This is a genomic window from Mesorhizobium sp. WSM4848 (assembly GCF_055811375.1).
Map to the genome: position 1 here is coordinate 11,489 of NZ_JBVVPX010000020.1, position 20,725 is coordinate 32,213.

16 protein-coding genes are annotated in these 20,725 nt (G+C 64.2%); 6 read left to right on the top strand and 10 right to left on the bottom strand.

The window, feature by feature from the left end:
• The first annotated feature begins 3 nt into the window (after positions 1-3).
• Both AC0L16_RS18815 and AC0L16_RS18820 read left to right on the top strand, forming a co-directional pair.
• Positions 4-1,170, top strand: coding sequence for an efflux RND transporter periplasmic adaptor subunit (locus AC0L16_RS18815; RefSeq protein WP_473622473.1), 1,167 nt, complete (start codon positions 4-6; stop codon positions 1,168-1,170).
• Positions 1,167-4,316 (top strand): efflux RND transporter permease subunit, encoded by a 3,150-nt coding sequence (locus tag AC0L16_RS18820; protein ID WP_473622475.1) that lies wholly within the window; start codon positions 1,167-1,169, stop codon positions 4,314-4,316. The genes AC0L16_RS18815 and AC0L16_RS18820 overlap by 4 nt, the downstream gene beginning before the upstream one ends.
• A gap of 161 nt (positions 4,317-4,477) precedes the next feature.
• On the opposite strand, the gene AC0L16_RS18825 is transcribed toward AC0L16_RS18820, so the two are convergent.
• From AC0L16_RS18825 to hisS, 4 genes are all read right to left on the bottom strand, one after another.
• A complete protein-coding gene (locus tag AC0L16_RS18825; protein WP_473622476.1) occupies positions 4,478-6,250 on the bottom strand; it encodes an AMP-binding protein in 1,773 nt (590 codons plus the stop codon).
• Between the two features lie 197 nt (positions 6,251-6,447).
• Entirely contained in the window at positions 6,448-7,149 is a 702-nt protein-coding gene (gene hisG / locus AC0L16_RS18830; protein ID WP_473622477.1) for an ATP phosphoribosyltransferase, read from the bottom strand.
• Positions 7,146-8,267 carry an ATP phosphoribosyltransferase regulatory subunit gene (locus AC0L16_RS18835; protein ID WP_473622478.1) on the bottom strand — a complete coding sequence of 374 codons (1,122 nt, stop codon included), beginning with the start codon at positions 8,265-8,267 and terminating at the stop codon, positions 7,146-7,148. The genes hisG and AC0L16_RS18835 overlap by 4 nt, the downstream gene beginning before the upstream one ends.
• Before the next feature lie 171 nt (positions 8,268-8,438).
• Complete coding sequence (gene hisS, locus AC0L16_RS18840) at positions 8,439-9,968, bottom strand: histidine--tRNA ligase (RefSeq protein WP_473622479.1); 1,530 nt, start codon at positions 9,966-9,968, stop codon at positions 8,439-8,441.
• A gap of 204 nt (positions 9,969-10,172) precedes the next feature.
• On the opposite strand from hisS, the gene AC0L16_RS18845 reads away from it, so the two are divergent.
• Positions 10,173-10,427, top strand: coding sequence for a hypothetical protein (locus AC0L16_RS18845; RefSeq protein WP_473622480.1), 255 nt, complete (start codon positions 10,173-10,175; stop codon positions 10,425-10,427).
• Between the two features lie 88 nt (positions 10,428-10,515).
• Here AC0L16_RS18845 and AC0L16_RS18850 read toward each other — a convergent pair whose 3' ends face one another.
• The gene (locus AC0L16_RS18850; protein WP_473622481.1) at positions 10,516-11,151 is read right to left on the bottom strand and encodes a DNA-3-methyladenine glycosylase I; all 636 of its coding nucleotides are present in this window, start codon (positions 11,149-11,151) and stop codon (positions 10,516-10,518) included.
• 214 nt (positions 11,152-11,365) lie between these two features.
• Between AC0L16_RS18850 and AC0L16_RS18855 the strand changes: the two genes are divergently transcribed.
• Entirely contained in the window at positions 11,366-12,112 is a 747-nt protein-coding gene (locus tag AC0L16_RS18855; RefSeq protein ID WP_473622482.1) for a L,D-transpeptidase, read from the top strand.
• A 260-nt stretch (positions 12,113-12,372) separates the two neighbouring features.
• Complete coding sequence (locus AC0L16_RS18860; RefSeq protein WP_473622484.1) at positions 12,373-13,293, top strand: bifunctional 5,10-methylenetetrahydrofolate dehydrogenase/5,10-methenyltetrahydrofolate cyclohydrolase; 921 nt, start codon at positions 12,373-12,375, stop codon at positions 13,291-13,293.
• 12 nt (positions 13,294-13,305) lie between these two features.
• Here the strand turns inward: AC0L16_RS18860 and glcF are convergent, their stop codons facing one another.
• The 5 genes from glcF to AC0L16_RS18885 form a co-directional block, all read right to left on the bottom strand.
• The gene (gene glcF / locus AC0L16_RS18865; RefSeq protein WP_473622485.1) at positions 13,306-14,637 is read right to left on the bottom strand and encodes a glycolate oxidase subunit GlcF; all 1,332 of its coding nucleotides are present in this window, start codon (positions 14,635-14,637) and stop codon (positions 13,306-13,308) included.
• A 10-nt stretch (positions 14,638-14,647) separates the two neighbouring features.
• Positions 14,648-15,853 (bottom strand): FAD-binding protein, encoded by a 1,206-nt coding sequence (locus AC0L16_RS18870; RefSeq protein WP_473622487.1) that lies wholly within the window; start codon positions 15,851-15,853, stop codon positions 14,648-14,650.
• Positions 15,854-16,040: 187 nt separating this feature from the next.
• On the bottom strand, positions 16,041-16,505 hold the full coding sequence (locus AC0L16_RS18875; RefSeq protein ID WP_473622488.1) for an endonuclease domain-containing protein: 465 nt from the start codon (positions 16,503-16,505) through the stop codon (positions 16,041-16,043).
• A 50-nt stretch (positions 16,506-16,555) separates the two neighbouring features.
• Complete coding sequence (locus tag AC0L16_RS18880; protein ID WP_473622490.1) at positions 16,556-18,052, bottom strand: FAD-linked oxidase C-terminal domain-containing protein; 1,497 nt, start codon at positions 18,050-18,052, stop codon at positions 16,556-16,558.
• Positions 18,053-18,266: 214 nt separating this feature from the next.
• The gene (locus AC0L16_RS18885; RefSeq protein WP_473622492.1) at positions 18,267-19,589 is read right to left on the bottom strand and encodes a DUF3422 family protein; all 1,323 of its coding nucleotides are present in this window, start codon (positions 19,587-19,589) and stop codon (positions 18,267-18,269) included.
• Positions 19,590-19,788: 199 nt separating this feature from the next.
• Here AC0L16_RS18885 and AC0L16_RS18890 point away from each other — a divergent pair, with 199 nt between their 5' ends.
• On the top strand, positions 19,789-20,592 hold the full coding sequence (locus tag AC0L16_RS18890) for a FadR/GntR family transcriptional regulator (protein ID WP_473622493.1): 804 nt from the start codon (positions 19,789-19,791) through the stop codon (positions 20,590-20,592).
• Positions 20,593-20,725 lie beyond the last annotated feature (133 nt).

The window sequence follows — 20,725 nt, forward strand, 5'->3', positions numbered from 1 at the left end:
GAAATGCTTTTCCTATCGGGTAGAATCGCGCAGGCGGCAGGCTTGTTCGCCGTTACATTACTATTGTCCGCTTGTAGCGAGGAAAACACGTACGTACCGCCCCCTCCGCCCAAGGTCGACGTGGCGCTTCCATTGAAGCAGAGCGTGACCCCCTATCTCGAGGCTACCGGCAGTGCCGCGGCGGTGAACACGACGCCCCTGGTTGCGCGCGTCTCAGGCTTCATCCAGGAAATCGATTACAAGGACGGCGACGAGGTCAAGGCCGGCGCCCAGCTGTTCCTGATCGAGCCCGATTCCTACCAGCTGGCGCTCGAGCAAGCCGAGGCCGGGCAGGGTTCATCTGATGCCGCCGCCAAGCAGTCCGGTGCTGACCTAAAGCGGCAGCAGGAGCTGTTGTCCCAGAAAATCATCTCGCAATCGACCGCCGACCAGGCCGCCGCGGCAGCAGACGTCGACATCGCCAAGCAGAAGCAGAGCGCGGTCGACGTCAAACAGGCTCAACTCAATCTGAGCTATACGGAGGTCAAAGCGCCGTTCGCGGGCATCGTCACCTCACGCCAGGTGTCGACGGGGCAGCTCGTCGGCGCCGGCAGCGTCACCACGCTGGCGACCATCGTTCAGACCGCCCCCATCTACGTCAATTTCAACATCTCGGAGCAGGATGTGCTGCGCATTCGCGCCGCCATGGCCAAGCGTGGAATGACCGCGCAGGATCTCAAGAAAATACCGGTTGAGGTTGGCTTGCAGAGCGAGACGGGTTATCCCCACGCGGGAACGCTGGACTACGCCGCGCCAGAGGTTACCGCTGCCACCGGCACGCTAGCGGTCCGCGCAGTGCTCCCCAATGAAGGCCGAGAACTGCTGCCTGGCTATTTCGTGCGTGTGCGCGTGCCGTTGGGCGTAGAGCCGGACATGCTGCTCGTTCCCGACCGGGCGATCGGTAGCGACCAGAAGGGTCGCTACGTGCTCGTCGCCGGAAAGGACGACGTGGTCGAACAGCGTCCGGTTGAGATCGGCCAACTGGTCGGAGCGTTGCGTGTGATCACCAAGGGTATCGCGGCGGAAGACCGCGTCCTGGTCTCCGGCCTGTTGACGGCAGTGCCTGGCCAGAAGATCGAACCGCAAGAGAAGAAACTGGAAGCAGTCGCCACGGACGGCGCAGCGCAATGATCTCCAAATTCTTCATCGAGCGGCCTGTCCTGGCCAACGCAATCGCCATCCTCATGGTCGTCATCGGCATCATCTCGCTGTTTGCCCTGCCGGTGGCGCAGTATCCCGACGTGGTGCCGCCTACCGTTTCGGTGACGACGCGCTATCCGGGAGCGAGCGCGCGTGCGGTGATCGACACGGTGGCGTTGCCGATCGAGCAGCAGGTTAACGGCGTCGAGGGCATGATCTACATGCAGTCCTATGCTGCATCGGATGGCACCTATAACCTGACCGTCACGTTCGCGATCGGCACCGATCTCGACCAGGCGCAAGTGCGTGTGCAGAACCGTGTGTCCTCTGCGCTCGCGGGGCTACCGCAAGCGGTTCAAGTGCAAGGCGTCACCGTTCAGAAGAAGTCGACCTCGATCCTCGAAATCGTCACGCTGACTTCGCCGGAAGGGCAGTATGACAGCCTTTATCTCGCCAATTACGCGACCATCCAGCTGAAGGATGAGCTCTCCCGGATACCGGGGGTCGGCAATGTCAATGTGTTCGGCGCCGGCCAGTATTCCATCCGCGTCTGGCTCGATCCCGAGAAGATGCAGGCGCGCGGCCTTACCACGCAGGACGTCGTCCAGGCGCTGGGGCAGCAGAGCGAGCAGGTCACCGCGGGCCAGATGGGCGCGCCGCCGGCGCCTTACGGCCAGTCCTTCCAATACACGGTCGAGGTGTCCAGCCGCCTTGACGATCCCGATCAGTTCGGCGCCGTGATCGTCAAGACCGGCGCCAATGGCGATATGACGCGCGTGCGCGACGTCGGCCGGGTCGAGCTCGGCGCCCAGACCTATGGGCAGTTCTTCAATCTCGACGGCCAGCCGGCTGCGGGCATGGCCGTTTTCCTGTCGCCGGGCGCCAATGCGCTCGATGTGGCCGGCAAGGTCGAGGCCAGGATGAAGGAACTGTCAGGCGAGTTTCCGCAAGACCTGGCATACTCGATCCCCTTCAACACCACGATTTTCGTCAGCCAGGCGATCCACGAGGTCTACAAGACGCTGATCGAAGCCGCCGTCCTGGTGCTCATCGTCATCCTGCTTTTCCTGCAGGACTGGCGGGCGATGCTGGTGCCGGCAACGACCGTTCCGGTGACGATCATCGGGGCATTTGCGGCGATGGCCGCGCTCGGCTTTTCGGTCAACCTGTCGACCCTGTTCGCCATCGTGCTTGCCATCGGCATCGTCGTCGACGACGCCATCGTCGTGGTCGAGGGAGCCGCTCACAACATGGAGCGCGGCATGTCGGGCCACGACGCGGCGATTGCCGCCATGAACGCGCTGTTCGGACCGATCGTCGGCATCACCTTGGTGCTGATGGCGGTGTTCCTCCCGGCTGCGTTCCTGCCCGGGCTCACGGGGCAAATGTACGCGCAATTCGCACTTGTGATTGCGGCAACTGCCATAATCAGCGCCATCAACGCGGCAACGCTCAAGCCAACGCAGTGTGCGACCTGGCTGAGGCGCCCGGTGCCGCCAGACCAGCGCAATGTCTTCTTCCGCGGCTTCAACACGATCTACCAGCGCATCGAGAACCGTTATGCCGGCCTGATCGGCTCCATGGTGCGTCACAGTGCGGTGATGGTCATCATTGCGCTGCTGATCATCGGTGCGGCGGGCTACGGCATATCGCGCGTGGCTACCGGCTTCATTCCGATCGAGGACCAGGGCTACCTGCTCGCTTCGGTTCAACTGCCCGACGGCGCCGCACTTGGCCGTACACAGGAGACGCTGCAACAGGTTTCGAAGCTCGCCAAGGCCACGCCGGGCGTCGATCAGGTCGTGACCATCGCGGGCATCTCGGCACTCGACAATAACTCGACGCTGGCAAACGCCGGCGTTGCCTACATCATCCTCAAGGACTGGAGCTTGCGCGGCAAGGGCGAGGATCTTGCCTCGCTCTACGCAACGCTCAACAAGAATCTGTCCGACATGGGTGACGGAACTGTACTGGTGCTGCCGCCACCGCCGATCCAGGGCATCGGCAACGCTGCCGGCTTCACCATGCAGGTCGAGTTGCGTGACGGCAGCTTCGACCTTGCCAAGCTGCAAGGCGCAGTAGCGGCGGTGACCAGAGCTGCTCAGACGCAGTCAGGTATCCAGCGCGTATCGGCGCCGTTCCGGGCCAACGTCCCGCAATACACGGTCGAGATCGACCGCGAGAAGGTGCAAACCCTGGGGCTGACCACGGACCAGGCCTTCCAGACGCTCGCCGGTTATCTAGGCTCGACTTATGTCAGTCAATTCAACAAGTTCGGGCGGGTGTTCCAGATCTATGTGCAGGGCGATGCGCAATTCCGCCTGACACCCGAGAATATCGCCCGCCTGAGCGTGCGCAACCAGAACGGCGACATGATTCCGCTCGGAACGCTGCTGACGGTCACACCAAGCGTCGGCCCGTCGCTGATCAGTCTCTACAACCTTTATCCCTCGGCATCGATCATCGGTGTGCAGGCGCAAGGTTTCTCGTCGGGCGACGCGATCAAGCTGATGGAGGAGATCGCGGCCGACACATTGCCGCCCGGCACCGGCTTCGACTGGACGGCGCTGTCCTTCCAGGAAAAGCTCGTCGGCAGCCAGATCTATCTGGTGTTCGGGCTGGCGCTGCTCTTGGTCTATCTGGTGCTGGCGGGCCAATATGAGAGCTGGCTTGCCCCGATCTCGATCTTGCTGGCCGCGCCGCTGTCGCTGGTGGGTCCGGTCCTGGTTCTCAACGGCCTTGGCATCGACAATAATCTCTACGTGCAGATCGGCCTGATCCTGCTGATTGCGCTATCGGCCAAGAATGCCATCCTGATCGTCGAGGTCGCGCGCGAATTGCGCGCCGCCGGCAGACCGATCGTAGAAGCGGCGATCGAGGCAGCAAGAGCGCGCTTCCGCCCCATCCTGATGACCTCCTTCGCGTTTATCCTTGGTGTCGCACCGCTGGTGGTGGCGACAGGCGCCGGGGCCAGCGCGCGCAAGTCGATCGGCATCACGGTCTTTTCCGGCATGATCGCCTCGACCTGCCTCGCCATTCTCTTCGTGCCTTCCTTCTTCGTCATTCTGCAGCGATTCGAAGAGTGGCGCGGCGCGCGAAAGACGAGGCGTGAGTACACACCTACACTTCCCGGGTAGCAGTACGACATTATCGCTGCCTGTCACTCGTGCTGGCTCGGGGGTCCGTCGTCGCAGATCTCAGCGGGGACGCCGCGTTCGACCGGGTCATTGTCGCCCGACATTGAGACAACGCCCCTGTTCTTGAAATGCGTAAGTACGAATAGGAGCCCGTTGCCCGCTCAGGCGGTCTTCGGCGTCACCAGTCCCAGTTCGTCAACCATCGCCTGGCGCATGAGAAACTTCTGCGGCTTGCCGGTCACCGTCATCGGCAATTCGCTGCGGAAGCGGATGTGGCGCGGGATCTTGTAATGAGCGATCTGGCCGGCGCAGAAGGCCTTGATCTCCTGCTCGGTGGCGGTCTCGCCCGGCTTGAGCACGATCCAGGCACAAAGCTCCTCGCCAAATTTCGGATCGGGGATGCCGAACACCTGCACTTCCCTGACCTTGGGGTGGCGGTAGAGAAATTCCTCGACCTCGCGCGGATAGACGTTCTCGCCGCCGCGGATGACCATATCCTTGACCCGGCCGACGATGTTGCAATAACCCTCGGCGTCGATGGTGGCGAGGTCGCCGGTGTGCATCCAGCCGTCGGGATCGATCGCCTCGCGGGTTTTTTCCTCGTCGTCCCAATAGCCCTTCATCACCGAATAGCCGCGCGTGCAAAGCTCGCCCGGCGCGCCGACCGCAACGGTCGCGCCATCGGCATCGATCGCCTTGACCTCGACATGCGGGTGGACGCGGCCGACGGTCGAGACGCGCTTTTCCAGCGGGTCATCGACACTGCTCTGGAACGACACCGGGCTGGTCTCGGTCATGCCATAGGCGATTGTCACCTGCGCCATATGCATCAGCGACACCACCTTCTTCATCACCTCGATCGGGCACGGCGAGCCGGCCATGATGCCGGTGCGCAGGCTGGTGAGATCGAAGGTGTCAAAATCCGGATGGTCGAGCATGCCGACAAACATGGTCGGCACGCCGTAGAGGCCGGTGCAGCGCTCGCCCGCCACCGCCTTCAGGGTGGCGCCGGCATCGAACCCCTCGCCCGGGAAAACCATCGTCGCGCCCTTGGTGACGCAGCCGATCGTGCCCATCGACATGCCGAAGCAGTGATAGAGCGGCACCGGGATGCACAGCCGGTCCTCGACGGTCAGCCTGATCGCCGAGGTGACGAAATTGCCGTTGTTGACGATGTTGTTGTGGGTCAGCGTCGCGCCCTTGGGCGCGCCTGTTGTGCCTGAGGTGAACTGGATGTTGATGGCATCGCCGGGCTTCAGCCCCTCGGAGATCCGGTCGAGGCTGTCATGCTCGTCGCGCCCGGCCATCGCCAGCACGTCGGTGAAATTGAGCATGCCGGGCGAATGCTCCTCGCCCATGCGGATGACGATTTTTAGCGCCGGCAATTTTTTCGCATCGAGCTCGCCCGGCGTCGCCGTCGCGATCTCCGGCGCCAGCGTCTCGATCATGCCGAGATAGTCGGAGCTCTTGAATTTGACGGCTGTGACCAGCGCTCGGCAAGCGACCTTGTTAAGCGCGTAGTCCAGTTCGGTCAGCCGGTAAGCCGGGTTGATGTTGACCAGGATCAGGCCGATGCGGGCGGTGGCGAATTGCGTCACCAGCCATTCCCAGCGGTTCGGCGACCAGATGCCGACGCGGTCGCCCTTTGCCAGGCCGAGCGCCAGGAAGCCTGCGGCCAGCGCATCCACCGTGTCTGAAAGTTCGCTCCAGGTGAAGCGCTTGTCCTGGTCGACGAAGACGGCGGCATCGAGCGTGCCATATTTGCTGACGGTGTCCGAAAGCAGCGCTGGGATCGTTTGCTGCAGCAGCGGCACGGTGCGCTCGCCCGACACATGCGCCCTGCCGTCGACTGGCGCGACAAACGTGGCCCCATTGCTCGGGCGGCGGCCGCGCAGGTTGGTGGCATTCTTCAACTCGTCGAGATTGATCGGCATCGCCGTCTCCTCCGCAGGCGGCCGAGTCTATCAGCCTGCCGGGGTGGTGGAAATCCCGTCGATGGTACTGGAGCGCAATCCCTCCCCCTTGAGGGGAGGGTGGACAGCCGCCGAAGGCGGATGGACGGGTGGGGTCGTTGCGGCAGTGCTCGACGTGAGACGACCCCACCCGCCTCGCTCCGCGAGGCACCCTCCCCTCAAGGGGGAGGGAAGGCACCCATCTTCGCCGCGATGTCGCGCAGAACAGCCTCGTCGGCCGTCGCGCGCGGCTTGCGCGATGCAACTAGGCAGGCCTGCGAGCGCAGAATGACGCCGTCGGCCAAAACCTTCAGATGATTGGCGCGCAGCGTCGAGCCCGACGTGGTGATGTCGACGACGACATCGGCCAATCCCGCCGCCGGCGCGCCTTCGGTGGCGCCGAGGCTCTCGACGATGCGATAGACCTGGATGCCGTGCTTTTGCGAAAAGAACTGCTGCGTCAGCCGCCAGTATTTTGTGGCTATCCTGAGCCGCCTGCCGTGGCGCTGGCGGAAATCGGCGGCGACATCGTCGAGGTCGGCCATCGTATCGACGTCGAGCCAGATCTCGGGCACCGCCACCACGACATCGGCATTGCCGAAACCGAGGCGGGCGACGATCTCCGCGCGCGCCTCCCAGTCGGCGAGGCTTTCGCGCAACAGATCCTCGCCGGTGATGCCGAGGTCGACCGAGCCCTGGCCGATTTCGCCTGCGATTTCTGACGCCGACAGGAACGCCACCTCGACCGCTTTCACGCCTTCGATGCGGGCGCGGTATTTGCGCTCGTCACCGGGCAGGCTGACGGCAAGCCCGGCCTTGGCCAGCACCTCCAGCGCCTGCTGCTTGAGCCGGCCCTTCGATGGAATCGCCAGCGTGATCATTGCGCCTTCTCCCGCAACGTTTCGATGCGGTCGAGCCAGACGGAAAAGCCGACGCCGGGGATCGGCGTTTTCGCGCCGAGCAACGTCAGCAGCCGGTCATAGCGGCCGCCGCCGGCCAGCGGCCGCTCACCGTTTTCCGCCGCGATCTCGAAGACCAGTCCGGTGTAGTAATCGAGCGGACGGCCGAAGGCGCCGTCGTAGCGGATTTTTGCCGAGGGCAGGCCAAGCCCCTCGATCGCCTTGGCGCGCGCGGAAAAATTGTCCAGCGCCGCGCCCAGCGAAAGGCCGGCGCCGGCTGCGAAGGTTTCGAGCGCTTTTGCCGCGCCGTCGAGCGTCACATCGATCGCCAGAAAATCCTTCAGCGCCGAAAACGCCTCGTTCGACAGCCGCACGCTGCGCAGTTCGGCCTTCTCGATCAGACGCCGCGCAATGTCGGCCGGCGACCGTCCGGCCGACGCCGACAGCCCCGCCTGCTCCATGCCGCCGGCGATGTGCGAGGAAAGCGCTTCCAGATTGCCGTCGAGGACAAGGGCTGCGACCGCGCCGGCGAGCTGGCCGTTGCGCGGCGGGTTGGCGAGGTCGGCAAGCGCTGCCTCCAGCATCGCCGCGGAACCGAAGGCGCGGGCCAGCCGCATGCGCCAGCCGCGCGGCAGGCCGAGCGCGGCGAGCACCGCCTCGAAAACAGTCTGGTCGCCGAGCGTGATCGTTAGTTCCTGGCCCGGCAGCACCAGCGAAAGCAGCGCATGCGCATCGGCCAGCGATCGGGCATCGGCCTGTGCGATGTCGCCGTCGCCGAGATCCTCGATGCCGGCCTGGAAAAACTCGTTTCCGCCCTCGCGGCGCTGGCGAAACACCTCGCCGAGATAGGAATAGCGGCGCGGCGTGCCGGCTTGGCTGGCAATGTGGTCGAGGCAGACCGGGATGGTGAACTCCGGCCGCAGGCAAAGCGTCTGTCCGGTCTCGCTTTCGGTGAGGAAAATACGCCGGCGCAGATCCTCGCCGGCCATATCGAGGAACGGGTCGGCCGGCTGCAGCACCGCCACCTCGACCGCACGCGTGTTTCGCGCGGCGAAGAGTTTTGTGATGTCTGATGCGATGGCGGGGTAGCGGGAGGTCATGAAACGCCACCTTCCCTTCTCCCCTTGTGGGAGAAGGTGGATTGGCGCGCAGCGCCGAGACGGATGAGGGGTGCTGGAAGAAATGAGGCGTCGGCGCTCCCTGGAACACCCCTCATCCGACCGAGCTTCGCTCGGCCACCTTCTCCCACAAGGGGAGAAGGGAGCGGCGCTCTACTTGCCACGCGCCCGCTCCTCCGCCTGCGCCGCCAGTATCTTCCTCACCTCGCCAACCAGCTCGCTTTCCGCCACGGTCACCTGAGCCGGCCGCGCCGCGCGCCATTCGGCGTTGTCCACAATCTCCGCCGACATCCGGGCGCCCTCGATCAGGTCCTTGATCTGCACCTCGCCTTTCGCCCGCTCGTCGCCGCCCTGGATGATGGCGACCGGGCTGCCGCGGCGGTCGGCATATTTGAGCTGCGCCTTCATGCCGGCGCCGCCGAGATACATTTCCGAGCGGATGCCGGCGGCGCGCAGCGAGGCCACCATTTTCTGGTAGCGGCCGAGACTTTCCGGGTCCTTGTCCATGGTGAGCACGACGACCGGCGCGATCACGTCTGATGTATCGAGCTTGCCGAGGTTCTTCAGCGCGGTCATCAGCCTGGACACGCCGATGGAAAAACCGGTCGCCGGCACCGGCTCGCCACGAAAGCGCGAGACCAGCCCGTCATAGCGCCCGCCACCGCCGACCGAGCCGAAGCGCACGATTTTTCCCTCTTCGTTGGGAATTTCGGCCAGCAGTTCGGCTTCGTAGACCGGGCCGGTGTAATATTCGAGGCCGCGGACGACGGAAGGGTCGATGCGGATGCGGTCCGGACCATAGCCGGCAGCTAGGACAAGCGCTTCAATCTCTTTGAGTTCAGCAAATCCTGCTTCGGCGGTGGGGTTGGCCCCAAGTGCCCTGTTCCATTTTCCTACATCGTTTTTGAGCCCAGCCTCGACGTGCTGGTTGTGAAGAACGACGGCGACAACGAACGCTGCTTGAACTTCGTCTAGCCCAGCCCCCTTTGTAAAATCCCCCTCGCCCTCTTTACCGCCGTCCCAGCGACCTTTGCCCAGCAAAAGCTTGACGCCTTCCGGTCCAAACTTGTCCAGCTTGTCGATTGCCCGCAGCACCGTCAGCCGGCGGCCGATATTCTCGTCGCCGCCAAGGCCGATCGCCTCCAACACGCCGTCGAGCACCTTGCGATTGTTGACCCTAATGACGTAGTGGCCGCGCTTGATGCCGAGCGCTTCCATCACGTCGGCCATCATCATCGCCATCTCGGCGTCCGCGGCAACGCCCGGCGTTCCAACCGTGTCGGCGTCGAACTGCATGAACTGGCGGAAGCGGCCAGGGCCGGGCTTCTCGTTGCGGAACACCCAACCGGAGCGGTAGCTGCGATAGGGTTTTGGCAGGCGCTCAAAGTTTTCAGCGACAAAACGGGCCATCGGCGCGGTCAAATCGTAGCGTAGCGACAGCCACTGGTCGTCATCGTCCTGGAAGGAGAACACGCCCTCGTTCGGCCGATCCTGATCGGGCAGGAATTTGCCCAGCGCGTCGGTGTATTCGATCAGCGGCTGGTCGACCGGCTCGAAGCCGTACAGCTCATAGACCGAGCGGATCGTCGCCATCATCTTCTCGACTGCACGGATATCTTCGGCGCCGCGGTCGACAAGCCCGCGCGGCAGCCGCGCTTTCATCTTTTCCGATTTGTCGGCCATGGCACGGGTCTTTTCGCTAGGTAAAAGCTGACTTGTTTCGAGTTGGCGTGTCCTAACCGATGGGACTTGGCGCGGCAAGGGTTTGCTCCCTGCCTTCTCCCCGTGTGGGAGAAGGCAGGAAGCTGAAACAAATCCGCCATAAGCGCGGCATCGTGCCGACACAATCGCAGCCGATAAAGCGCGCCGAAACAAGGGGTTCGGGCCATGACCTTGGCGCAGAAATTCGACATTACCGACAGCCGCACCCGCGATCTACCCGCCCAGTTGCGGCCGGCCGATCATCATGCACCGGGATCTACAGCCCAAATGGCGGGACCGTTCGAGGTTGCCTCAGACAAGCGTACAGGGCCGACCATGCGCGATGCGTTGCTGACCAGCCTGCTCGTGATCTATCCGGCTTTTGCCACGATAGCGGCTATCGTGGCCGGCCTCTTTTTGGCGGGCGCCGGCGGCGCTTGAGACTGAGGGACAGTACGAGCTTTCACACGTTCGCGCTGCCCTTCATCCGCCTGCCGGCACCTTCTCCCTGTAAACGGGGAGAAGGAGCTCACTTCGGCCTTTTGAACGCCTTGCGCTCCGCCTCGACCTGCTCGCGGCAGACGCAGCCCTCGAGGTGGTCGTTGACCAGCCCCATCGCCTGCATGAAGGCGTAGACGGTGGTCGGGCCGACAAAGCTCCAGCCGCGTTTCTTCAGCTCCTTCGAAATCCGCACCGAGACCGACGTGGTCGGATTGGCGCGCAGATGGGCGAGATCGACGATTTCGGGCCGTTCGTCCGGGCCGGGTTCGAACTTCCAGAACCAGGCCGCCAGCGAGCCGGCCTCGTCGGCCAATTCACGCGCGCGCCTGGCGTTGTTGATGGTCGAGACGATCTTGCCGCGGTGGCGAATGATGCCGGCGTTGCCGAGCAGGCGCTCGACATCCTGTTCGGTGAAGGCGGCGATCTTGTCGATATCGAAACCGCCGAACGCCTCGCGAAAATTCTCGCGCTTGCGCAATATGGTCAGCCAGGACAGGCCCGACTGAAAGCCTTCGAGGCAGATCCTTTCGAACAGCCTGCGGTCGTCGGCGACCGGCCGGCCCCATTCGTGATCGTGGTAGTGCAGATAATCCGGCAGATTGCCGTGCCAGAAGCAGCGCGCGATACCATCGGGTCCGGCGAGCAGGCCTGTCTTCTCATCCATGGCGGAATTCCATTGGTTAATGCGCCTCAGCGCTGCCTTTACCGCGGCTTTACCAGATTCCTGAACCGGCCGGTAACCACACCGAAAGCTTTACTGACAATGCGGCATTTTACGCATTCCGATTCATGTTTCGGTTGCTGCTCCGCGCCCAATGTTCGCGACATCGGGGACGCTTTTCTCGCCCCGGCATGTTCGACGATCAGGATGCGTTCCGATGAAGATATTTTTGTTCCCGCTGCTCGGCGCCGTAGCCGTGCTGGCCGCTGCCGCTACGTCCTCCAGCGCCAATGACCGTTATGCCGACAGGCCGCCGGTGATGGTGAGCCCCGACCTTTCAGCGCCCTGGGTGCTGCAGCTTGGCCGCGCGCCGGGCATCGTCCGCCAGAACCGGCAAGAGATGCAAAGGCCGCAGCGCCGTTCTCAACGGCAGGCGCAACCGGCTCAGCTGCATACGGCGGCGATGCAGGCGCCGTCCAAGAAGCGCATTATCGCGCGCCCGCAGATCAACCCGATCTACCTGCCGCAGGAAGTCGCCTATGACGGCCCGGAGAAGCCGGGCACGATCGTTATCGATACGCGGGAGAATTTCCTCTATCTGGTCGAGAACAACGGCAAGGCGCGGCGCTTTGGCGTCGGCACCGGCAAGCCGGGCTTCGAATGGGCCGGCAAACACAAGATCTCGCAGAAGAAGGTCTGGCCCGAATGGCGACCGCCGGCAGTGATGATTTCGCGTGAGGCCGCCAAAGGCCGTTATCTGCCGACCTATCTCGCCGGCGGCGTCGAGAACCCGCTCGGCGCGCGCGCGCTTTATCTCGGCTCGACGCTCTACCGCATCCACGGCACCAACCAGCCATGGACGATCGGCGGCGCCGTGTCGTCGGGCTGCATTCGCATGCGCAACGAGGACGTCGTCGACCTCTATGAGCGCGTCGATGTTGGCACAACGGTTGTGGTGATGTAATCTGCGGTTGATTTTGTTGCCGAGTCTGTCCAGAAGACTCTGGATTATCGGAATACGGGGGACGGGCCGTGTGGGGATACGGTCAGTCACGAAAGGGCCGCGCGGCAATCCGCGCTGCCCTTTCTGTTTCCGGGACGCCATAGGATGGTTTGGCAGGGTGGTACGTCGCGCCCGCAGCATGGCGGTTCGCATTCTCGCTGCCATTCTCCTTGGTAGTTTGCTATGTCGGCTGCAACGCTTCCAGACAAAGGCCCAGCTCAATGTCCCTCTCCGATGACAGCCGCTATCTCCGGGGCGGTCCGGTCGCCCAACGCATCATCGCCTCGGTGCGCGAGGATGCGGCGATCGCCACCGCCGAAGGTTTTGCGCCCAAACTGATATCGATCACCGTCGGCGACACGGCTGCAGTCGATGTGTATGTGCGCAACCAGCGCGCCAAGGCGGCATTGGCCGGTATCGGCTTCGAAGAAAGGCGATTTTCCGCCGACATCACCGCCGGCGAACTCGAAGCGGCGATCCACGGCCTGAACGCCGATCCGCGCGTCACCGGCATCATCATCCAGCGGCCGGTGCCGGTGCATATCCCGATCAAGACGCTTCAGGCGGCGGTGCATCCGCTCAAGGACGTCGAGGGCATGCACCCAGCCTCGATCGGCAACATCGTCTACAACCAGCTCGACCTCGCACCGTGCACGGCCGCCGCTTCGGTCGAACTGCTCAAGGAAACCGGTCTCGATCTCAAGGGGCTCGAGGTCGTCATCGTCGGCCACTCCGAGATCGTCGGCAAGCCGATCGCTTTCCTGCTGATGAGCGAAGGCGCGACGGTGACGGTGTGCCATCACATGACGCGCTCGGTGGCAGCGCATGCGCGCCGCGCCGATGCGCTGTTCGTCGCCGTCGGCAAGCCGCGGCTGATCAAAGCCGACATGGTCAAGCCCGGTGCGGCCGTCATCGACATCGGCATCAATGCCGAGATCGGACCGGACGGGGAGAGCCGCATCGTCGGCGACGTCGACGCCGAGAGCGTCAGGCATGTGGCGTCCTGGATCACGCCCGTGCCGGGTGGCGTCGGCCCGATCACCGTGGCGATTCTTTTGCGCAACACGATGGTGGCGCTCAGCCGCCAGCGGGCGCTTTACCAGGCGACCTATGGCGTGGTGGACAAGTTGGCGGCGGAATAGGCAGGTAGCGCCTCACTCCGCTGCCACAACTGCCCTGCTGTCCGGAACGCCCTCCGGCTGCGGCCCGCCATAAGCCCAGTCGAGCAGCTTTATCGTATGCACCACCGGCAGCTTCGCGCCAGACGCGATCTGGGTGATGCAGCCGATGTTGCCGGTGGCGACGATTTCAGCACCGGTTGCCTCGATATTCCTGACCTTGCGGTCGCGCAGCTGAGCTGAAATCTCGGATTGCAAAATGTTGTAGGTTCCGGCCGAGCCGCAGCACAGATGCCCCTCGCGCGGCTCGCGCACGACGAAGCCGGCTTTGGCCAGAAGCTCCTTCGGCTGGCGGGTGATTTTTTGGCCATGCTGCATCGAGCAGGCCGAGTGATAGGCGACGATCATGCCGGGCTGGCGCACCGGCTCGGGCAGATCAAGACTCACCAGATATTCGGTGATGTCCCTGGCCAGCGCCGACACCCGCGCCGCCTTTTCGGCATAGGCGGGATCGAGGCGCAGCATGAAACCGTAGTCCTTGATCGTGGTGCCGCAGCCGGACGCGGTGATGACGATGGCGTCCAGCCCACCCTGGTCGATAGCGCGCGTCCAGGCGTCGACATTCTGCCTGGCCGAGGCAAGGGCTGCCTCCTCGCGGCCCATATGATGGACCAGCGCGCCGCAGCAGCCTTCACGCTCAGGCACCACAACCTCGACGCCGAGCCGCGTCAGCAGCGCGATTGTCGTGTCGTTGATGGCGGGATCGAGCACGGATTGCGCGCAGCCGGTGAGGATGGCGACGCGGCCATTTTTGCTTGTGCCCTGCCCGGCATGGATGCCCGGCGAAGCCATTGGCGAGGCCGCCGGAACCGATGCCGGGGCGAGCTTGAGCATCGCACCCAGCGGCTTCAGCGCCCGGACCTTTTCGAACAGTCCGGCGAATGGCTGCGCGAGCCTCGCCAGCTTGAGCGCAGTGCGGAACCGCGAGGGATAAGGCAGGACAAAGGCCAGCATGGCGCGCGTCAGCCGATCGGGCAGCGGGCGCTTATAGGTCTCCTCGATATGGGCGCGGGCATGGTCGACCAGATGCATGTAGTTGACGCCCGACGGGCAGGTTGTCATGCAGGCGAGGCAGGATAGGCAACGGTCGATATGGGTGACGATCTGCTTGTCGGCCGGACGGCCGTTCTCCAGCATGTCCTTGATCAGGTAGATCCGCCCGCGCGGCGAATCCAACTCGTTGCCAAGCGTCACATAGGTCGGACAGGTGGCCGTGCAGAAGCCGCAATGCACGCATTTGCGCAGGATCTTTTCCGATTCCGCGACATGCGGATCGGCAAGCTGGGCAGCTGAGAAATTGGTCTGCATCTCGTACCTCCTAAGCCATGCGGCCGGGGTTGAGGATCGCCTTCGGATCGAATTCGGTTTTGAGCCGTGCCGACAATGCTGCCAGTTGCGGCGCCTGCGGCTCGAACACCGGCACAGCGGCGCGATGCGAAGGGGCGGCGCGCACCAGCGTCGCATGGCCGCCGCCATACTGTCTCAACAGTGCGCGCAGAATATCTGCTTCGGGATCGCCATGCTCCGTGCACAGCCAGATCAGTCCGCCCTGCCAGTCATAAAAGGCATCGACGGCCGCCTGCCTGCGCAGCGCCAGCACCATCTGGTGGCCTTGCGCCGGCGCCATCGACACGCGCCACACTGGCTTTTCCAGGCCGTCGGCAAACGGCGCGCAATCGCGGATATCGCGCCAGAGGGAATGCGAGATCTCGCCCGAAATTTCATCGAGCGGCCCCGCATTTCCGAGCAGATCTTTCAGCGCCGTAATGCGGTAGGCGACCGACGGCCCGAAACCTTCAACGCGCAGCAATGTCGCGGCGGTGCTGCCGAGACTGCCGCCGGCGACCCGAGCGGCAACGCGTTCGGGAAGATGGGCAGCACTCGACACTTCGGCGCTGGAGCCGAGCGCCAGCGCCATAGCGGCCGCGGCATGATCGTCGAGCAGGCCGCGCACAGCCAGCGTGACTTCGGTCTCGGCAACGGGCAGCACCTTGAAAGTGACGTCTGTAACGACGGCAAGCGTGCCCCAGCTGTTGGCCATGAGCTTGGACAGGTCATAGCCGGTGACGTTCTTGACCACGCGGCCGCCCGACTTGAACGCCTCGCCACGCCCGGAAACCGCTGCTATGCCAAGAATATGGTCGCGCGCCGCCCCGGCCTTCAGCCGGCGCGGGCCGCAAAGGTTCGCGGCCAGCACGCCGCCGATCGTGCCTTTTCCCTTCTCGCCGCCGAGCAGCGAGCCATAATCCAGCGGTTCGAAGGCTAGCTGCTGGCCGTTTTCGGCAAGTAATTTTTCGATCTCGGCCAGCGGCGTGCCTGCCTTTGCCGACAGCACCAGTTCGGCCGGCTCGTAGAGCGTCACGCCTAACAGGTTCGACAGGTCGAGCGTGTGCTCGGTCTGCAGCGGACGGCCGATGCCGCGCTTGGAGCCATGGCCGAGGATTTCGAGCGGCGTTTCTTCCGCCGCCGCCCATTGGACGGTGGCGAGGGTTTCGGCGGCGGTGGCGGGGGTGAAGGTGGTCATGGCTGTCCTGGGCGCACATCGGCCGCAGACCCCCTCTCCGTCTCGGGCTTTGCCCGAGCCACCTCTCCCCCGCCTTGCGGGGGCGAGGAACCCTGATCCCGGAACGCCATTGTTAGAAAAACTTGGGTTCCTCGCCCCCACAGAGTGGGGGAGAGGTGGTTTGCGAAGCAAACCGGAGAGGGGGCGATCATAGAGCGCCACCTCCAACCTTCTTGGCCGCAAAAACGAACCTCAGGTCCGAGGCGATTACGTCTTCGGCCAATCGCCCTTCCAGTGCCGCTAGAATGGTCTCGCAAACGCTCCTCGGTTTTTTCAGAACGTCGACGTTCCAGGACCGCATCACCGAGAACCCTTCACCACGCATGAATTCGTCGCGTCGTCTGTCATAGGAACTCTCGGCATGCTGACTTCCGTCCAGCTCCACGACCAGCCGTTCGCTTCGACAGGTAAAGTCTGCGAAATACGGTCCAATCGGCATCTGCCGCACGAATTTGTACCCGCCTAGCCTTTTGGCCTTCAGTTCGTTCCAGAGGGTCGCTTCCGCCTGATTATCGCCGCGCCGAAGTGCGCGGGCGCGGGCGATCTTTTCAGGTGAACGCCGGCTCGGCGCATCGGTCGCCCCCCTCTCCGTCTCGGGCTTCGCCCGAGCCACCTCTCCCCCGCTTTGCGGGGGCGAGGAGCCGCCATTCTGCGACGCTACCATCAAAACCTCGGAATATCCGGAAACGCCATCTGGTCGCGATGCACGTGCATGCGTCCGAGCTCGGCGCAACGGCGCAGCTGCGGAAACACCTTGCCCGGGTTGAGCAGATGGTTGGGGTCGAAAGCGCATTTGACCCGCATCTGCTGGTCGAGGTCGATCTGGTTGAACATCTCCGGCATCAGGTCGCGCTTCTCGACGCCGACGCCGTGCTCGCCGGTCAGCACGCCGCCGACCTTGACGCAAAGCCGCAGGATGTCGGCGCCGAAACTTTCCGCCTTGTCGAGCTCGCCCGGCACGTTGGCGTCATAGAGGATCAGCGGATGCAGATTGCCGTCGCCGGCATGGAAGACGTTGGCGACGCCGAGCCCGTATTTTTCGGAGAGTTCGCGCATGCCGTGCAGGACGCGCGGCAGTTCCTTGCGCGGGATGGTGCCGTCCATGCAGTAATAGTCGGGCGAGATGCGGCCGACCGCCGGAAAGGCCGCCTTGCGGCCGGCCCAAAAACTCAGCCGCTCCTGCTCCGATTGCGATATGCGGCATGTGGTCGAGCCGTTCCTATAGGCGATTGCCTCAACCAGGCCGATCAAATGATCGACCTCGACGCCCGGCCCGTCGAGCTCGACGATCAGCAGCGCCTCGACATCTAGGGGATAGCCGGCATGGACGAAATCCTCGGCCGCATGGATCGCCGGACGATCCATCATCTCCATGCCGCCCGGGATGATGCCGGCGCCGATGATGTCGGCGACGCATTGGCCGCCCTGCTCGCTGGCCGGGAAGCCGATCAGCAGCGCGCGCGCCGTCTCCGGCTTCTTCAGGATGCGCACGGTGACCTCGGTGACGACGCCGAGCAGGCCTTCGGAACCGGTCATCACCCCGAGCAGGTCGTAGCCTTCGGCGTCGAGATGCTTGCCGCCGAGCCGCACCACCTCGCCGTTCATCAGCACCATCTGGATGCCGAGCACATTGTTGGCGGTGAGGCCGTATTTCAGGCAATGCACGCCACCGGAATTCTCCGCGACATTGCCGCCGATCGAGCAGGCGATCTGGGAGGATGGATCGGGGGCGTAATAAAAGCCCTCCTGCTCGACGGCGGTGGTGATGCCGAGATTGGTGACGCCCGGCTGGGCGACGACGATGCGGTTGGGGAAATCGATCTCGAGAATGCGGTTGAACCTGCTCATCACCAGCAGCACGGCGTCTTCCAGCGGCAGCGCGCCGCCTGACAGCGAGGTGCCGGAACCGCGCGGCACGACTCGGATGTTGCGGTCGTTGCAATATTTCAGCACGCGCGAGACCTGCGCCACCGTTTCGGGCAGCACCACGACCAGCGGCAATTGCCGATAGGCGGTGAGGCCGTCGCTCTCGAAGGCGCGCATCGAATTGGCCGCGTCGACGACGCCCTCGCCAGGCACGATGATGCGCATATCGGCGACGATCTCGTCGCGCCGGCGCATCGTTGCGTCGTCTGGCTTCGGCATCAGCAGGCCGGACATCAACAGTCTCCTTCGATCGACTGGTAAAAATCTTTTACCAGCAGCAGGCGCTTGTTGCAAATCCTGCTTTGGCCGCGAAACGGAAGCCGACATCGGCACGGTCTTGCGCGGGTCGGCGAGAGGGAAGCGCTTTATGAGCACCCCCACCCCGTCTCACGATCTTCGCTTCGCTGCGATCATGAGCCGACCCTCCCCACATGGGGGAGGGTGAGGTTTACTCGCCTGCCGGCTTGGCGGGTTCGGAGTGCAGGCGGCGCACTCGGCGCACGCCCCACCAGACCAGCAGGATGGCGAGCGGCACTGACGCGGCGGTGACGACCTCGGGCGCGACGGCACGCCCGAAGATCGAGGCGCCCTTGGCGACGTAGCCGATGAGGCCGACGACGTAGTAGGAGACGGCGGCGACCGAGAGCCCTTCCACCGTCTGCTGCAGCCGCAATTGCAGGCGGGCGCGGTTGTTCATCGACGCCAGCAGATCGCGATTCTGCTTCTCGACCTCGACGTCGACCCAGGTGCGCAGCAGCGTGGTGGCACGGGTGAGCTTGGTCGACAAATTGGCCTGACGCTCCTCGACCGAACGGCAGGTGCGCATGGCGGGGGCGACGCGGCGCTGCAGGAAGCCGCCCCAGGTGTCGTAGCCGGGCACCGCCTCTTCCTCCAGCGCCTCCAGCCGTTCGCGGACGATGCCGTCATAGGCTCGGCTGGCGCCGAAGCGATAGAGGCTGGAGGCTGCATCAGCCTCCAGTTCGGCGGCAAGCTCGGTCAGGTCGGCAAGCAGCGTCTGGTTGTCGCGGGTTTCGGCGACCTTCATTTCCAGTGTGGTCTGCGCCAGCCGGTCTTCGATGCGGCGGGCGCGACTGGACAGCATCAGCGCCAGCGGCAGGCCAAGCATGGCCAGCGTGCGGTAGGTTTCGATATCGATCAGCCGTTGCGCCAGCGCGCCGGTGCGTGCCGGCGTCAGGCCGCGGTCGAGCACCAGCATGCGGGTCATGCCGTCACCATCCTGGCGGAAATCGGTGACGATGGCGGCGTTGCCGCGCTCGACCAGCGAATAGCACAGGCTGGTCGGGTCGAAGCCGGCGATCAGCCTTTCGCTCGCTTGCGTCCATTTGCGGATTTCGAGCCTGATGCCGGAAATCACCGTTCCCGGCGGCGAAAAGCCGTTGCCGAAAGGCGAACCTTCCTGGCGCTGGCCGCTCTCGGAGAGCGGTCCTTCCCACAGATAGGTCGAGAATTCCGTATGCCGTTCCCAGCGCAGCGAGCCCTTGCCCCACTTCATCGCGTGGTGGCGGGCATGAGGGTCAGGCGCGGCGATGCCGAGGCGCCGCGACAGTTCGGAAAGCACCGCCTGGTCGACGCCGGATCCGGCTTCGGTCATGAACGAAAGCTGCACCAGAACGCGCGGCTGCTCGACCAGCGGATGTGGACGGGCGTGAACCTCGCCGAGCGCGCCAGGCCGTCCCTCATGCGCGGGAAAGCCCATGACGCTGCCCTCGACACGCGGCTGGAATTTTGGATTGGACGGGTCATCTGCCACGGCTGGTCCCCCGGGCCTGGTGCAATCCGTGTCCCTCTAGAGCCAATTGCCGGGGCACGCAAACGACAAATTTGCCGAAAGCGATATGCCGGGACGACGTCGGACCCGGCCAAGCGGAACGAACTGGATAAATAATTTGACCAGTTGCCGACACTGGCTTTATCCTGCGCGACACCGGTTCAATCCTCAGGCATCCCCGTTGAGCGACATCTTCTCCAGGATCGAGCATTCCCGCACCGCCGACGAGGTGGTGCAGCAGATCGAGAGCCTGATCCTCGAAGGCGTTCTGCGCACCGGCGACAGGCTGCCGGGCGAGCGCGAGCTGGCGCGCCGGTTCGAGGTGTCGCGGCCGATCCTGCGCGACGCGCTGAAGACCCTGGAGGGGCGCGGGCTTTTGACGACCCGGCCAGGCGGCGGCACCCATGTCGCCGATGTCATCGGCCAGCTGTTCACCAAGCCGGTGACGGACCTGATCTCGATGCACCGCAAGGCGGCGACCGACTATCTGGAATACCGCCGCGAGATCGAGGCGGTGGCGGCCGAGTATGCGGCGCGGCGCGCCACATCAGACGATCTGGCGCTGCTCGACCGCATCATGGCGCGCATGGACGAGGCGCACCGGACCGGCAGCTTCGATGACGAGGCGGAAATCGACGTCGAGTTCCACCACGCGATCTGCGAATGCGCGCACAACATCATCCTGTTGCACACGCTGCGCTCGTGCTACCGGCTGCTGTCGGAGGGCGTGTTCCAGAACCGGCTCCTGGTGTTCAACGTGCCGGGCGCGCGCGAGGCGCTGCTTTCGCAGCACCGGACGATCTACGCAGCGATCAAGGCCGGCGATCCGGCGGCCGCACGGCAGGCGGCGATGGACCACATCACCCATGTCGAACGCACCATGGCCGAGGCCGAGCGCAGCGGCGACTGGCAACGCGTGTCGCGGCTGAGGCTGATGCAGCGCTCAGAAGCCGGCGACGGCGAGCCGGCGAGAAGACGCTCGTGAGAGACTGTTTGGAAACTCTACTCCGGCGGCCATCTGATGGCATTTTCTGCGCTTCCGGTGCTCACGGACCAGTGCATGACCCCGGAAACCGATTTCGGTTTCCGGAAAAGGATCATGCACAGATGCAAAGTGT